Genomic DNA, 15,202 nt, shown 5'->3' on the forward strand with positions numbered 1-15,202 from the left:
AAAGCGTATACTCCCCGTTCTTTTTCAGCATACTAGTGAAAAAGGGCGGGTTTTGTTATGTTAACGGAAAAACAGCTACAGAAATTGCGAAAAATGTTAGTTGTACAAAAGGATGAGGTAACGAAAAATTTACTTGCGAATGAGCCTACGAGTTTACGCGATTCTGTAGATGAATTATCAATGCTAGCGAATCATCCTGCTGATTTAGGTACAGAATTATTTGAGCGTGAAAAAGATATTACCATTCATGCACATCGCAATGATGAGCTTGCGCAAATTGAAAAGGCACTCGCCCAAATGGATGAAGGCACATATGGTGTTTGTGTTGTCTGCAAACAGCCGATACCATATGATCGATTATGCGCTATTCCTTTCACAAATGTTTGCGTTGAACATAGTGAGACAGTGGAGAAAATAACAGGAGAGCCTGTTTTACATCCTTTTCGTGAGGAGGGCGTAAATGCCCTTGAAATTGCTTTGGAGCAAGGAAATTTAGATGCTTATGATAAGCAAGAAGCAGGGGATTATGTAGATGTGGAGGAATTATCTATACAAGTAGATGATAAAGGTTGAAATAAAAAAGCAAAAAGTTGTCTGAAAGCTAGCACGCTGCTCTCAGACAACTTTTTTACTATGGCAGGCTAATGACCGCATCCAATTTATAGCGTCTATTAAATTCATCAACGAAAACTTCTAAATCAATAGCGACAATAATATACGGCTCTGTTTTGTAGTCACGTAAATAACTACATGTTGCTTTCAATGATTTTGAAAACTCTAACAGCATTAATTCGTTTTCTAAATGAACGCGCACTTCCTGCGATTTATTTCGTAAATTAATTTTGAAATAGCGCTCATCTACAATACGCTCTAAGTTTGTATCTTTAAATGGAAAAATTAAATTTTGATATCGAATATACATATTTGCTAAGCTTCCTTTCAATTTTTCTTCTTACAATACTGTACAACATCTGTATATGCTAAGCTGCCACCAAAAATATCAAGTGCGGAGCCAATTGTAATATGCAGCTTTCCTTCCGTAATGGCTTCGAATTTTTGTAGATCAGCTAATGAGCGAATGCCACCAGCATAGGTCGTAGGGATTGTCGTCCAACGGGCTAAATCTCGCACTAATTCTTCTTGCATCCCACCGCGTTTTCCTTCAACATCTACAGCGTGAATCAAGAGTTCATCACAATAGCTCTCAATCATTTGAATGGACTCAGCATTTACTTCAAAGTCGCTAAATTTTGTCCATTTATCTGTGACTACGAACCATTTACCAGCGCGGCTTCGACAGCTTAAATCAATGACTAAGTGCTCCTTTCCGACAACGGCAACAAGCTCATTTAATCGTGCCAAATCAAGCGTTCCGTCATGAAAAATATAAGAGGTGACAATAACGTGGGAAGCACCCGCTTCGATAAAGCGAGCGGCGTTTTGTGCTGTAATGCCACCACCTATTTGTAGCGCATTTGGATAAGTTTGCAATGCTTGTAGTGCTGCGTCCTCATTGCCAGAGCCTAGCATAATAACGTGACCACCAGTTAAATGGTCTTGCTGAAACATCCTAGCAAAATAGCCAGCATCGTACTCAGAAACAAAGTTTTCAACAACGTTTTTATTGGCATAGCCGAGCGTACTCCCAACAATTTGTTTTACTTTTCCATCATGTAAATCAATGCACGGTCGAAATTCCACCGTAATCACAGTCCTTCCGAAAAAAATTCTATATGTATATCATACCATTGGATAGAGAGCGAACATAGATAAAGATATCAAAGAGATGTTGCAAATTATTAGTCTAGTGAACTTGAAGAAAACTGAAGACAATTGATTGCATAGGAAGTAGAAGGAAATTATGCTAAACTAACTATATAAAAATGGAGCTGTCTAAAAAGGCAATAAAAATTATAACTTCAGGAGAAAGGGGCGCGAAAATAGTGGAAAACTTAAATTTGTTTGAGCAAGAAAAACGCTTTGTATTGGGGCGCCCAATAGTCTCTATTTTTCATAATGCTACGAATATGTATTCTATCGTACGTGTGAAAATCCAAGAAACAAACTTAGCTTATGATGAAAAAGAAATAATCATTGTTGGCTATTTTCCGCCGCTGACAGAGGATGAGTTATATCGATTTACAGGCAATATAAAAACGCACCCGAAATATGGAGTACAGTTTCAAATAGATACGTTTGAAAAAGAAGTACCAGCTACTGAGCAAGGTGTTATTCATTATTTATCAAGCGATTTATTTACAGGGATTGGTCGCAAAACAGCAGAATCAATTGTCGAAAAACTCGGTGTTGATGCACTGAAAAGAATAATGGATGATCCGAATGCGCTGGATGTTATTCCGAAATTATCACAAGAAAAAAAGCAAATGATTGTTGAAGTGATTGAGCAAAATTTGGGCTTAGAGCGCGTTATGATTCAATTAAATGATTGGGGCTTTGGACCACAGCTTGGCATGAAAATTTATCAAATGTACCGTGAAGATGCGATTATTTTATTAAAGGAAAATCCGTATCGCTTAATTGAGGAAGTAGAAGGAATTGGTTTCGGGCGTGCCGATGATTTAGGGGCAAAGCTCGGCATTACAGGCAATCATCCCGACCGTATTAAAGCCGCTATTTTTCATGTTTTAACAACGGCAGCATTATCGGAGGGGCATGTTTATTTAGAGGCAGAGCAAGTATTGCCAACCGTGAAGTCGATGCTGGAACAAAGTCAGCGTGTAGAAATTCCGTTTGAAGCCATTTCGCAAGCTTGTATTGAAATGCGTGAAGAAAGTAAAATTTGTGGTGAAGAAACGCGCATGTACTTGCCATCATTATATTTTAGTGAAGTTGGTATTGCCTCGAAAATTTTAGAGCTTGTAGCAAACAATAAAAAACAGCCACATTTTTCTAAGGATGAGATTTTAAAAGCAATTGGGGAGCTAGAGGAGCGCTATGAGGTGCAGTATGCTCCGTCGCAAGTAGCTGCAATCGAATGCGCGATGCAAAACGCCACAATGATTTTAACAGGTGGTCCCGGAACCGGGAAAACGACTGTTGTTAAAGGGCTTGTGGAGGTATATGCAGAATTGCACGGCTTGTCACTTGATCCAAAAACATATGCCAAAAAGGAGGAGCCATTTCCGATTATACTAGCAGCACCAACAGGGCGTGCAGCTAAGCGATTAGCGGAATCTACTGGCTTACCTGCAATGACAATCCACCGTTTATTAGGATTTACAGGTCAGGAAAAGGAAGAAGAGACAGAGCGTGAAATAACAGGACGCCTTGTTATTGTAGATGAAATGTCAATGGTTGATACATGGCTTGCGCATCAACTATTAAAAAGCTTAGCGAAAGATGTCCAAGTTGTTTTTGTTGGTGACCAAGACCAACTACCACCTGTTGGTCCAGGGCAAGTATTAAAGGACTTACTAGCATCAAAGCAAGTACCGACTGTGGAATTAACAGATGTTTACAGGCAGGCAGAGGGCTCGACGATTATTGATATTGCACATCAAATTAAACAAGGTACAGTGCCGTCAACATTAACACAAAAAACGGCTGATCGTTCCTTTATCCAAGCATCAACTGAGCAAATAGCGAACGTTGTCACACAAATCGTCAAAAGTGCAACAGCAAAGGGGCAGGCGATACGCGATATTCAAGTGCTAGCACCGATGTACAAAGGTCCTGCTGGAATTGATGCACTGAATAAGCAAATTCAGGAGCTAGTGAATCCAAATGACGGTACACGTAAGGAGCTAGCATTTGGTGATACAGTTTATCGCATAGGTGATAAGGTATTGCAGCTTGTCAATCAACCAGATAGCAACGTCTTTAATGGTGATATGGGTGAGGTTGTCGCGATACTCAGGGCAAAGGAAACTGTGGAAAAGCAAGATTTGCTCGTTGTATCGTACGATGGTATCGAAGTAACATATCAACGCGGTGATTTAAATCAAATAACCTTAGCCTACTGCTGCTCTATTCATAAATCACAAGGGTCAGAGTTCCAAACGGTAATTATGCCGATTGTACGTGGCTATTCAAAAATGCTACGTCGCAATTTATTGTATACAGGAATTACGCGTGCGAAAAACTTTTTAATTTTATGCGGAGAGCCCGACGTGTTGGCACAGGGCTTAATGAAAACGGATGATTTACAGCGTTTTACAAGCTTAACGGCACGATTGAACCCAATGGATGAAGATATAACAGATGTGGTGTTAGCTGAATCACAGGAAGCCGATGAAAAAGCTACACAGCATAAGCTTGCTCCGATATTAAATGTTGAAACAGCTCCTTATATCCACCCACTAATCGGTATGGAGAGCATCACACCTTTTGATTTTATGAACGACTAAAATGTCTATATAATACGTTGACAGCATCTATGCAATTGCATATAATTTAGGCATAATAAATGAAAACGATGATGGAACAAGTAGGCTTAATGAATGTTTAGAAAGAGATTTCCTGGCTGCAAAAATCTCCATAAGTTAAAGCTGAACAGCTACTCCAGAGTGCAACTAATCCTTGCCGTTTGCTTACGTTACAAGCGCTTGAGATATAAATTGACGTGTGCAATTTATAAATTAGGGTGGTACCGCGAAACAATGTCTTCGTCCCTTTTCGGGATGAAGGCTTTTTTTGTCTTTATTTCCATCAATAATCTTTTCACACATAGACAACTTTGAGGAGGAATTTTAGTTATGAAAGCAACAGATATTCGACGACTGTATTTAGAGTTTTTTAAAGAAAAAGGACATCATCATGAACCATCAGCACCACTTGTGCCAATTAATGACCCAACATTACTATGGATTAACTCAGGTGTAGCAACGTTAAAGCCATATTTTGATGGTCGTATTATTCCAGAAAATCCACGTATTACAAATGCACAAAAATCAATTCGTACAAACGATATTGAAAACGTTGGTAAAACGGCGCGTCACCATACGTTTTTTGAAATGCTAGGGAACTTCTCAATTGGTGATTATTTCAAAAAAGAATCAATCCATTATGCTTGGGAGTTTTTAACGGATAAAAAATGGATGGGCTTTGATCCAGAGTTACTATCAATTACAGTACACCCAGAGGATGAGGAAGCTTATAACGTTTGGCATAATGAAATTGGCATTCCTGAGGAGCGCATTATTCGTTTAGAGGGCAACTTCTGGGATATCGGAGAAGGTCCATCTGGTCCAAACTCTGAAATTTTCTATGACCGTGGTGAAGCTTATGGTGTCAATACACCAGAGGAAGAGATGTATACAGGCGGGGAAAATGAGCGTTATTTAGAAATTTGGAATCTTGTATTTTCACAATTTAACCATAATCCAGACCATACGTACACGCCGCTACCAAAGCAAAACATAGATACAGGGATGGGCTTAGAGCGTATCGTTTCTGTTGTGCAAAACGTGCCAACAAACTTTGATACAGATTTATTTATGCCGATTATTGAAAAAATCGAGGAATTTGCGAATCGTCGTTATAAACGCCCACATGAAGTTGATTTAAGTGAAATTTTCGGCGCGCAAGAAGATGTTAATACACCATTTAAAGTAATTGCAGACCATATCCGTACAGTGGCATTTGCAATTGGTGATGGTGCATTACCTTCAAATGAAGGGCGCGGCTACGTATTACGTCGTTTATTGCGCCGTGCTGTACGTTATGCGAAGCAAATCGGGATCGACAAGCCATTTATGTTTGAGCTAGTGCCGACAGTTGGTGCAATTATGCAAGACTTCTACCCAGAAGTAACAGACAAGCAAGAATTTATTCAACGCGTTATTAAAAACGAAGAAGTGCGCTTCCACGAAACATTAGATGGCGGCTTAACAATTTTCAATGAAGTAGCAGCAGCACAAAAAGCCGCTGGTGAAACATTTATTCCAGGTGCTGATGCATTCCGTTTATATGATACGTACGGTTTCCCGATTGAGTTAACAGAGGAATATGCGGAAGAAGTAGGTATGACTGTAGATCATGAAGGATTTGAAGCGGCGATGGAGGAGCAACGTGAACGTGCACGTGCTGCTCGCCAAGACGTTGACTCAATGCAAGTGCAAAGTGAAGTATTAGCGAATTTAACAGAACCAAGTAAGTTTGTTGGCTTCGACACATTAACTACAGAAACAAAGGTGACAGCGATTGTTATTGATGGTCAAATAGCAAAGGTCGCTTCAGAGGGGCAAGAAGCATTAATATTGCTTGCTGAAACACCGTTTTACGCAGAAATGGGTGGACAAATTGCAGATCATGGCTATATTTCAAATGATAACTTTACAGCGTTCGTAAAGGATGTACAAAAAGCACCTAACGGACAGCCGTTGCACACAGTTGTTGTGGAATCAGGTGAGTTACATTTAAATGATGTAGTACAAGCAGCCGTGAACCGTGAAGAACGTAATCTAACAATTAAAAACCATACGGCAACACATATTATGCACCGAGCATTAAAGGATATTTTAGGTGAACATGTTAACCAAGCAGGTTCGTATGTAGGACCAGATCGATTACGCTTTGACTTCTCTCATTTTGGTCAAGTAACAAAAGAAGAGCTTGCGCAAATTGAGCGTAAAGTAAACGAAGTTATTTGGGATGATATCGAAGTAGTTATTGCTGAAATGGCGATTGATGAAGCGAAAGCTATGGGCGCAATGGCTTTATTCGGTGAAAAATATGGTGATGTTGTTCGCGTTGTATCTGTTGGCGATTACTCAATTGAACTGTGCGGTGGTGTCCACGTAAAACGCACTTCAGAAATCGGCTTCTTCAAACTTGTTTCTGAAGGCGGTATCGGTGCAGGGACTCGACGTATTGAGGCTGTAACAGGTAAAGGTGCGTACTTAGCAGCGAAGGAAGAAGAAGCAGTTTTAGTAGAAGCGGCAGCACAATTTAAAGCAAATCCAAAAGATTTAGTAGCACGTGTAACAAGCTTACAAGCAGACTTCAAAGAATTGCAGCGTGAAAATGAATCACTATCACAAAAAATTGCCAATGCGCAAGCAGGTGCTATTTTAGATGCAGCACAAAAAATTGGTGATGTAACAGTGCTAGCAACAAAAGTTGATGCAAAGGACAACAACCAACTGCGTCAAATGATGGATGATTTAAAAGAGAAAATGGAAAAGGCTGTTATCGTTTTAGGAGCTGTTGATGGTGAGAAAGTAATGCTTTGTGCAGGTGTGACGAAAGATTTAGTAGGTGGAAATTATCACGCTGGAAATATCGTTAAACTTGTTGCAGAAGCTTGTGGTGGTAAAGGTGGCGGCCGTCCAGATATGGCGATGGCTGGTGCAAAAGACGGCTCAAAACTTGAACAAGCGTTAAATTCTGTGTATGATTATGTAAAAGGCATTTAACTTGTATTCATAATCAAGTATAATAAGAAAAAGCGGAGATGGGCAAAATCCATCTCCTTACTTTCTGAAAGCGAGGTGCTGGTCTTGAGTTCGTTTGATCAAACAATGAAATTTAATTTCCCAGAAGAGTCAATGGAACAAGAAGTAAAGCAAGTGATGTTAAAAGTATACGCATCATTAGAGGAAAAGGGCTATAATTCAACGAATCAAATTGTTGGTTATTTGTTATCTGGTGATCCGGCATACATCCCTCGCCACCAGGACGCACGAAACTTAATCCGTAAGCTTGAGCGAGATGAAATTTTAGAAGAGCTCGTGAAATTTTACATTAGGAAGAATAACGAGGCGACAAAATGAGAATTATGGGATTAGACGTTGGCACAAAAACTGTCGGCGTTGCAATTAGTGATGCGCTTGGCTGGACAGCACAGGGGATTGAAACAGTAAAAATTGATGAGGAGCAAGAGCAATTTGGTCTTGAACGCATTAAAGTGCTTGTGAAAGAATATGCTGTAACGGAATTCGTTATAGGCTATCCGAAAAACATGAACAATACTGTTGGTCCACGAGGTGAGGCTAGTGAGAGATATAAAGCTCTTATAGAAGAAACTTTCGCCATGCCTGTGACACTGTGGGACGAACGCTTAACGACAATGGCTGCGGAACGCATGTTAATCGAAGCAGATGTCAGCCGTAAAAAACGCAAACAAGTCATTGATAAAATGGCAGCAGTTATGATTTTACAAGGATACTTAGATAGTAAAAATTAATTGTTCCGCGTACGCGGAACAATTAATTTTCTGCCCTGAAAGCGAATCGGCAAGGGTAAAGGTATTTTTTGTTTTTACAACTTAGTAGTAATGAAAAAAGTTGCAACGTTTAAAAAAACGCTCATTTCATATAATGAATACGCAACGACAATTAGGCTACGCCTAAATAACATGAAGAGGTGACCAGTGATGGAACAAGAACAACGTCATATTACAATTATTGATGAAAGTGGTAATGAGCAACTTTGCGAAGTAATACACACTTTTGATTCAGAAGAATTCGGTAAATCATACGTTTTATATTCTTTAGTAGGTGCAGAAGAAGATGAAGAAGGGCAAGTTGAAATTTTCGCATCATCATTTACACCATCTGAAAATGGAGAAGATGGCGAATTAGAGCCTATTGAAACAGAAGCTGAATGGGATTTAATCGAAGATGTGTTAAATGCATTAGAAGATGAGTTCGACGACGAAGAATAGTCATTAGAAGCTTGATTGATAGCAGGGGAGGCGGGATGCCAACTCTGCTTTCTTTTTGACAAATAAAGGAGGAATATATGATGGAAGAGCAATTTTTTAAGCTGTTAAATGAAGCTGGCGAGGAAGTATTATGCCGCGTAGTATTTACATTCGATGCGGAGGAACATTCTTATGTGCTGTATACAATAGAGGGAGAAGAAGGTGGAGAAGTTTCGGCGCTACGCTGTGAATTAGACGATAATGGCGAGGTAAGCGATTTTGCTCCACTTGAAACAGAAGCTGAATGGGAAATGGTACAAGAGGTGCTAAATACACTTGTGGATGAATTTTCTGAGGATCAAGTAAATTACATGACATTAACAAATGAGGATGGCGAAGATATTTATTGCCACATTTTACACCGCTTTGAGGTAGAAGGAAAATCTTATTTATTTTATGCGATCGATGAAGAAGGAGAAGAACCTTCGGAAGTATTTGCCTCTGCTTATATTGCAGGCGAAAACGGTGAAGTAACAGAGCTACTACCGATTGAAACGGAAGCTGAATGGGCAATGGTTGAAAAAGTGTTAGCTTCAATGGCTGAGGTAGCTGAATAGGGGTTAATTTATACTGTTTATCGTTTCTTTCATATTAATGCTGTAAAATAGGAAGCGCCATTCAGGATTTTTCCCTGAGTGGCGTTTTAGCTTTAGTAAATTACACTGTTAAAAATGCAATGAAGCGACCTATCTATAATGTAAATTATCTATAGTGAATAAAAAGAGTACGATAGGTGTCTTTTCAAAGAGAGGATAAATAATTTGACTATTAGGAGAGCAGTAAGCAGACGTCTCCAGATAGCCTCTTTTCGGTTGTCACCTTTTGTATTATCTTGTATGATATGAAAGAGAAATAAAGTGAAACTTCAATCAGTGGGGGTTTTCATCCTCCGCTGATTGTTACAGAGGAACACAAGCTAATTACTTCTTATTCTTAGGAAACGCTTATGTGACCAACATCGTGTTGGCCTCAATCGGGTTTTTTACAGATAGTTTTATGCTGAATCAAGATAAAGGGGGTTGACCCGTGGATAATGAATCAAAAAAGCAACAAATGTTTAACAATATGAAACGCAAGAAAAAAGAAGTGAAAATTGTTCGTCGCATCGTAAGTGTTATTGTGTTAATTGCACTTATTGTAATAGGAGTAGGTGGCTACTCTGGCTATAAATATGTAAGCACTGCACTTCAGCCAGTTGATCCGAATGCCACAGCCGAAATTGCTATTGAAATTCCGATGGGATCTGGTGTTACACTAATTTCAAAAATTTTAGAGAAAAATGGCATTGTAAAAAATGGACAGATTTTTAAATACTATGCGAAATTTAAAAATGAGTCACAATTCCAAGCAGGTAATTACAAGCTTACTAAGGCAATGACATTAGATGAAATTATTGAAAGTTTGAAAACAGGTAAAGTTTATCGTGAGCCTGTATTTACAATGACTGTTCCAGAAGGGCTAACATTAGAGCAAATTGCGAAAATTGTGGAAAAAAATACGAATTTCACTGCCCAACAATTTATGGATAAAGTAACGGATACTACATATATTGAAAGCTTAATCGGACAGTATCCGAATTTGCTAACTGAAGAAATATACAATGACAATATTCGCTATGCTTTAGAAGGTTACTTATATCCTGCAACATATCCATTTTATGAGGAAAAACCTTCACTTACGGAAATTATTGAAACGATGCTAGGGGCAACTAATGATATCGTAACGGAATATCAATCTATTATAGAAGAGAAGGAAATGACGGTTCATGAGTTATTGACATTTGCTTCTCTGTTAGAGGAAGAGGCAACAGCACAAACAGATCGTGAAACAATTGCGAGCGTTTTCTATAATCGTTTAGCCATTGATATGCCACTACAAACAGATCCAACTGTCTTGTATTCACTTGGCTCGCATAAAGATCGTGTATTATATGAAGATTTAGAGGTAGACAACCCTTACAACACATATAAAAACAAAGGCTTACCACCTGGCCCAATTGCTGGGGCAGGCAAAGTGTCAATTGAAGCCGCATTGAATCCATCGCAGACAGATTATTTGTTTTTCTTAGCAGATAAAGAGGGTACAAACCACTTTGCTAAAACGTATGAAGAACATCAAGTAAATATCGAGCAATATTTACGTTAAATCAGTTATCATTCAAAAGACATTCTCGATTAATTATAAGTTAAAATGATGAAAGAATACAAAAAACATTATTCGCATTCTTTCGTCATTCGTGCTATCATAGATGGTGGTTTTTAAAGTAAAGATTAAATGATAAGAGGATTGTCAAAGAAATCTACCAAGCCTCAGAAAAGCAAAAAGTTTACGTTTACCTATTCTGCTTTTAAATTTAAGTGATAGACTTTATGGTAAGTGTTTTCAAGCTTTTAAAAGAAAGTAAGTTCTTTTTTAAATGGAAAATACTTCAATAGATGTGTGGAAGGCTGTTGGGAAAGGTAGGTGTTAGCCTACTTTCCTGGCAGTCCTCTCTTCATATGGAGTTATATGACAGGTGGCAGGCGTAAACATCAACGTTTCGCTTTTTCTTTTTGTTAAAATGATACCTGTTTAAAAGGAGTATACACAATGGAATTATCAGATACGTATATCGCATCTTTTATTCAGCCGCGTAATGAATTATTGCTGGAAATGGAAAAGTTTGCGGAGGAGCATCATGTCCCTATTATGCAACTTATTGGAATTGATGCATTAAATCAATTGTTACGCATTCAAAACCCTACGAAAATCTTAGAAATTGGAACTGCAATTGGTTATTCTGCTATTCGAATGGCGCTCGCTTTACCGAATAGCCATATTGTCACAATCGAGCGTGATGCAGAGCGCGTACAGCATGCACGTAATTTTATTAGTCGCTCGGAAGTGGCAGAACGCATTAAAGTAATCGAAGGTGATGCACTTGAGATAGATATCAATTCATTGTCATCTACATACGATGCGGTGTTTATTGATGCGGCAAAGGGGCAATATCAAAAGTTTTTTGAAAAATATTCGCCACTAGTTCCGTCAGGTGGTGTGCTCTACATTGATAATATGTATATGCACGGTTTATCGGATTTGGATATGAAGGAAGTACCGAGAAGAAAACGAACAATGATTCGTAATTTGCACAATTTTACCAATTGGATTATGCAGCATCCTGATTATACAAGTGCATTTTTCCCAATTGGTGATGGTCTATTAATTTGTTTGAAGAGGTGAGCAATGTGAAAAAACCTGAATTATTAGTAACACCCCAATCGATTTTGCATATAAAATCATTAATTGAAGCTGGTGCAGATGCATTTATCATTGGTGAGCAAAAGTTTGGCTTACGATTAGCTGGAGAGTTTACAGTAGCGGAAGTAGAAGAAGCAACAAAAATCATTCATGCAGCTGGTAAAAAAGTTTATGTAGCTGTGAATGCAATTTTCCATAATGATCGAATAGAAGCGTTAGAAGCATATTTACAAGAAATGCAGCGCATCGGTGTGGACGCTATATTATTTGGAGATCCAGCTGTAGTTATGGCTGTACGTGAGCTAAATATTGCGCTTCCTTTACATTGGAGCCCTGAAACGATTGCGACAAACTGGTTCCAAGTAAATTATTGGGGAGAGCGTGGTGCGAAACGAGCTGTCTTAGCGCGCGAGCTTTCAGTGGATGAAGTTATTGAAATTAAAGAACATACAGAGCATGAGATTGAAGTACAAGTACACGGTATGACATGCATGTTCCAATCAAAACGTAAGCTACTAGGAAACTACTTCTTATACCGCGATGAAGTAATGGAAATTGAAAACCGTAAAGATAATAAAAATATGTTTTTACACGATAAAGAACGAAAAAATAAATACCCGATTTATGAGGATATAAATGGTACACATATTTTCTCTCCAAATGATATGTGTATTATCGATGAGTTAACGGAATTATTTGAGGCAGGTATCGATTCATTGAAGTTTGACGGCGTATTACAAAGCTTTGACTATGTTGTAACCGTGACGAATTTATACCGTCAAGCAATTGATGCATACTTTGAACAAGGTGAGGATGCATACGAAGATTTGAAGGACGAGCTTTTAGCGAAAATTGAAGAAATTCAACCAGAGCTACGCCCACTAGACACAGGCTTTATTTATAAAGAAACAGTATATTAAGAAAGGGGTGCTTGCGCAATGCTGCAATTAATTCAAAATGATAAAATTAGCGAAATTATTGATGGCAAACGTGTCATTACAAAAAAGCCCGAGCTATTAGCACCCGCCGGTAGCTTAGAAAAATTAAAAGTAGCTGTTCATTATGGTGCAGATGCTGTATTTATCGGTGGACAAGAATTTGGTTTACGCTCAAACGCGGGTAACTTCTCCATCGAGGAAATGGCTGAAGGTGTTGAATTTGCAAATAAATATGGTGCGGTTATTTACGTAACAACAAATATTTTTGCACATAATGAAAATATGGAAGGTCTTGAAGAGTACTTACAGGCGATTGAAGGGGTTGGCGTGCGCGGTATTATCGTAGCAGATCCACTAATTATTGAAACTTGTCGCCGTGTTGCACCGAAGCTAGAAATTCATCTTTCTACACAACAATCGCTTTCTAACTGGAAGGCAGTGAAGTATTGGAAAGATGAAGGCCTACATCGTGTTGTATTAGCGCGTGAGGTTGGTGCAATTGAAATGCAAAAAATGAAGGATGAAGTTGATATTGAAATCGAAGCCTTCGTTCATGGAGCAATGTGTATTGCTTATTCAGGTCGCTGTACCTTATCTAATCATATGACAGCACGTGACTCAAACCGTGGTGGTTGCTGTCAATCTTGTCGTTGGGACTATGATTTATATGAGCAGGTAGATGGCGAAGAACAGCCGCTATTTAAAGAAGGTGAAGCACCGTTTGCGATGAGCCCGAAAGATTTAAAATTAATCGAATCAATTCCACATATGATTGAGCTAGGTATCGATTCATTAAAAATTGAAGGTCGCATGAAGTCAATTCACTATGTTGCTACAGTTGTATCTGTCTATCGTAAAGTGATAGATGCTTATTGTGCAAACCCAGAAAATTTTGAAATTAAAAAAGAGTGGCTAGATGAATTATCACGTTGTGCAAACCGTGCAACTGCTTCTTCATTCTTCGAAGGTGAGCCAAGCTATAAACAGCAAATGTTTGGTTTCCATGCAGGAAAGGTGAAATGGGATTTTGCCGGGCTTGTACTTGATTATGATGCTGCTACACATATGGTAACAATGGAGCAGCGCAACTATTTCAAACCAGGCGATACAGTTGAGTTTTTCGGTCCGGATATCGAGACATTCCAAATGACAGTGGGACAGATTTGGGATGAGGATGGTAATGAATTAGATGTTGCACGCCACCCATTGCAAATTTTAAAATTCAAAGTTGATCGTCCACTAACAAAATTAAATATGATGCGTAAGGAGAATGACTAAATGGCAAATCGTCCAGTGGTTATTGGTATCGCTGGTGGCTCTTGTTCAGGGAAAACAAGTGTCACACGTGCCATTTACGAAGTTTTTAAAGATCATTCTGTAGTAGTGATTGAACAAGATTATTATTATAAAAATCAAAGTCATATGACATTTGAGGAGCGTCTGCAAACAAATTATGATCATCCTTTAGCATTTGATACAGATCTTCTAATTGAGCATATTAATACGCTACTTGAACGTCAGCCAATTGATAAGCCAGTTTATGATTATGTTAAGCATACGCGCGCTAGTGATGTAATTCATGTGGAGCCAAAGGATGTTATTATTGTTGAAGGTATGCTAGTGCTTGAAGATGAGCGACTGCGTGGCTTGATGGATATTAAATTATTTGTTGATACAGATGCTGATTTACGCATTATTCGTCGTATGCAACGTGATATTCAAGAGCGTGGCCGTACAACAGAATCGGTTATTGAACAATATTTAACAACAGTGCGCCCAATGCACAATATGTTTATTGAACCTACAAAACGTTATGCAGATGTTATTGTTCCAGAAGGTGGAGACAACGGCGTCGCAATCGATTTAATGGTAACAAAAATTAAAACAATTCTTGAAACTGAATCGAATGTATAATATGATAGGGAAGTATTTACATTTAAACACGCAGTTACACTGTGTTGCTATATAATGAAAGCATTTTTAACCATAAATTTCAGATAAACCAACTGAAAATTAGGTCTAGACAAATACAATGGGCGGGCAGCTTCTAATGAAGCCCGCTCATTCATACATTTACTAGCAACATACTTTATCCTGAATCAAGATAAACAGGTGGTGTGAAGTCCACTAAAATAAGAGGAATAGCATCAAAAAACTATACTTTATAGTAATAATGGATGAAACCTTTAGAAAATGTGGCTTTCGGTTAACTATCTCCATTAGCTTGAAAAACATGGACGAGAGTTAGCTATGGTGTAATTGACTAAAGTATGACTTCTAAAAAGTAAACGATTGCATTATTTATGCCTCGGCGTAATTGCGTCCAGATTTTTTCGAGCTGAGGAGGGAAACCTCTTCA

The 15,202-nt window shown here is 38.5% G+C and carries 14 protein-coding genes and 1 other annotated feature; of the genes, 12 read left to right on the top strand and 2 right to left on the bottom strand.

The window, feature by feature from the left end:
• Nucleotides 1–57: 57 nt before the first annotated feature.
• Nucleotides 58–573, top strand: coding sequence for a TraR/DksA C4-type zinc finger protein (locus TY13_RS15900; protein WP_042478105.1), 516 nt, complete (start codon nucleotides 58–60; stop codon nucleotides 571–573).
• A gap of 58 nt (nucleotides 574–631) precedes the next feature.
• Here TY13_RS15900 and TY13_RS15905 read toward each other — a convergent pair whose 3' ends face one another.
• On the bottom strand, nucleotides 632–922 hold the full coding sequence (locus TY13_RS15905; RefSeq protein ID WP_042478334.1) for a hypothetical protein: 291 nt from the start codon (nucleotides 920–922) through the stop codon (nucleotides 632–634).
• Nucleotides 923–939: 17 nt separating this feature from the next.
• Nucleotides 940–1,701, bottom strand: coding sequence for a phosphoribosylformimino-5-aminoimidazole carboxamide ribotide isomerase (hisA, locus tag TY13_RS15910; RefSeq protein ID WP_042478107.1), 762 nt, complete (start codon nucleotides 1,699–1,701; stop codon nucleotides 940–942).
• 239 nt (nucleotides 1,702–1,940) lie between these two features.
• Here hisA and recD2 point away from each other — a divergent pair, with 239 nt between their 5' ends.
• The 11 genes from recD2 (at nucleotide 1,941) to udk (ending at nucleotide 14,757) form a co-directional block, all read left to right on the top strand.
• On the top strand, nucleotides 1,941–4,367 hold the full coding sequence (recD2, locus tag TY13_RS15915; RefSeq protein WP_042478335.1) for an SF1B family DNA helicase RecD2: 2,427 nt from the start codon (nucleotides 1,941–1,943) through the stop codon (nucleotides 4,365–4,367).
• A 59-nt stretch (nucleotides 4,368–4,426) separates the two neighbouring features.
• Nucleotides 4,427–4,636, top strand: a binding site (T-box leader).
• Between the two features lie 79 nt (nucleotides 4,637–4,715).
• Nucleotides 4,716–7,376 carry an alanine--tRNA ligase gene (alaS, locus tag TY13_RS15920; RefSeq protein ID WP_042478108.1) on the top strand — a complete coding sequence of 887 codons (2,661 nt, stop codon included), beginning with the start codon at nucleotides 4,716–4,718 and terminating at the stop codon, nucleotides 7,374–7,376.
• Nucleotides 7,377–7,460: 84 nt separating this feature from the next.
• Nucleotides 7,461–7,733: an IreB family regulatory phosphoprotein gene (locus tag TY13_RS15925; protein WP_042478110.1), complete on the top strand. Its 273-nt coding sequence runs from the start codon at nucleotides 7,461–7,463 to the stop codon at nucleotides 7,731–7,733.
• Nucleotides 7,730–8,146, top strand: a complete 417-nt coding sequence (gene ruvX / locus TY13_RS15930) for a Holliday junction resolvase RuvX (protein ID WP_042478112.1) — start codon at nucleotides 7,730–7,732, stop codon at nucleotides 8,144–8,146. The genes TY13_RS15925 and ruvX overlap by 4 nt, the downstream gene beginning before the upstream one ends.
• Nucleotides 8,147–8,335: 189 nt before the next feature.
• Nucleotides 8,336–8,626 carry a DUF1292 domain-containing protein gene (locus TY13_RS15935; protein ID WP_042478113.1) on the top strand — a complete coding sequence of 97 codons (291 nt, stop codon included), beginning with the start codon at nucleotides 8,336–8,338 and terminating at the stop codon, nucleotides 8,624–8,626.
• Nucleotides 8,627–8,703: 77 nt separating this feature from the next.
• Nucleotides 8,704–9,222: a DUF1292 domain-containing protein gene (locus tag TY13_RS15940; RefSeq protein ID WP_230199464.1), complete on the top strand. Its 519-nt coding sequence runs from the start codon at nucleotides 8,704–8,706 to the stop codon at nucleotides 9,220–9,222.
• Between the two features lie 469 nt (nucleotides 9,223–9,691).
• Nucleotides 9,692–10,810, top strand: a complete 1,119-nt coding sequence (gene mltG / locus TY13_RS15945) for an endolytic transglycosylase MltG (RefSeq protein WP_042478117.1) — start codon at nucleotides 9,692–9,694, stop codon at nucleotides 10,808–10,810.
• Between the two features lie 444 nt (nucleotides 10,811–11,254).
• The gene (locus TY13_RS15950) at nucleotides 11,255–11,887 is read left to right on the top strand and encodes an O-methyltransferase (RefSeq protein ID WP_042478118.1); all 633 of its coding nucleotides are present in this window, start codon (nucleotides 11,255–11,257) and stop codon (nucleotides 11,885–11,887) included.
• Between the two features lie 5 nt (nucleotides 11,888–11,892).
• On the top strand, nucleotides 11,893–12,825 hold the full coding sequence (locus tag TY13_RS15955; protein ID WP_042478119.1) for a peptidase U32 family protein: 933 nt from the start codon (nucleotides 11,893–11,895) through the stop codon (nucleotides 12,823–12,825).
• A gap of 18 nt (nucleotides 12,826–12,843) precedes the next feature.
• Nucleotides 12,844–14,121: a peptidase U32 family protein gene (locus TY13_RS15960; protein ID WP_042478121.1), complete on the top strand. Its 1,278-nt coding sequence runs from the start codon at nucleotides 12,844–12,846 to the stop codon at nucleotides 14,119–14,121.
• On the top strand, nucleotides 14,122–14,757 hold the full coding sequence (gene udk, locus TY13_RS15965) for a uridine kinase (protein WP_042478123.1): 636 nt from the start codon (nucleotides 14,122–14,124) through the stop codon (nucleotides 14,755–14,757).
• Nucleotides 14,758–15,202: the final 445 nt, after the last annotated feature.

It is taken from the genome of Bacillus ndiopicus, assembly GCF_000612805.1.
Lineage (GTDB): Bacteria > Bacillota > Bacilli > Bacillales_A > Planococcaceae > Metasolibacillus > Metasolibacillus ndiopicus.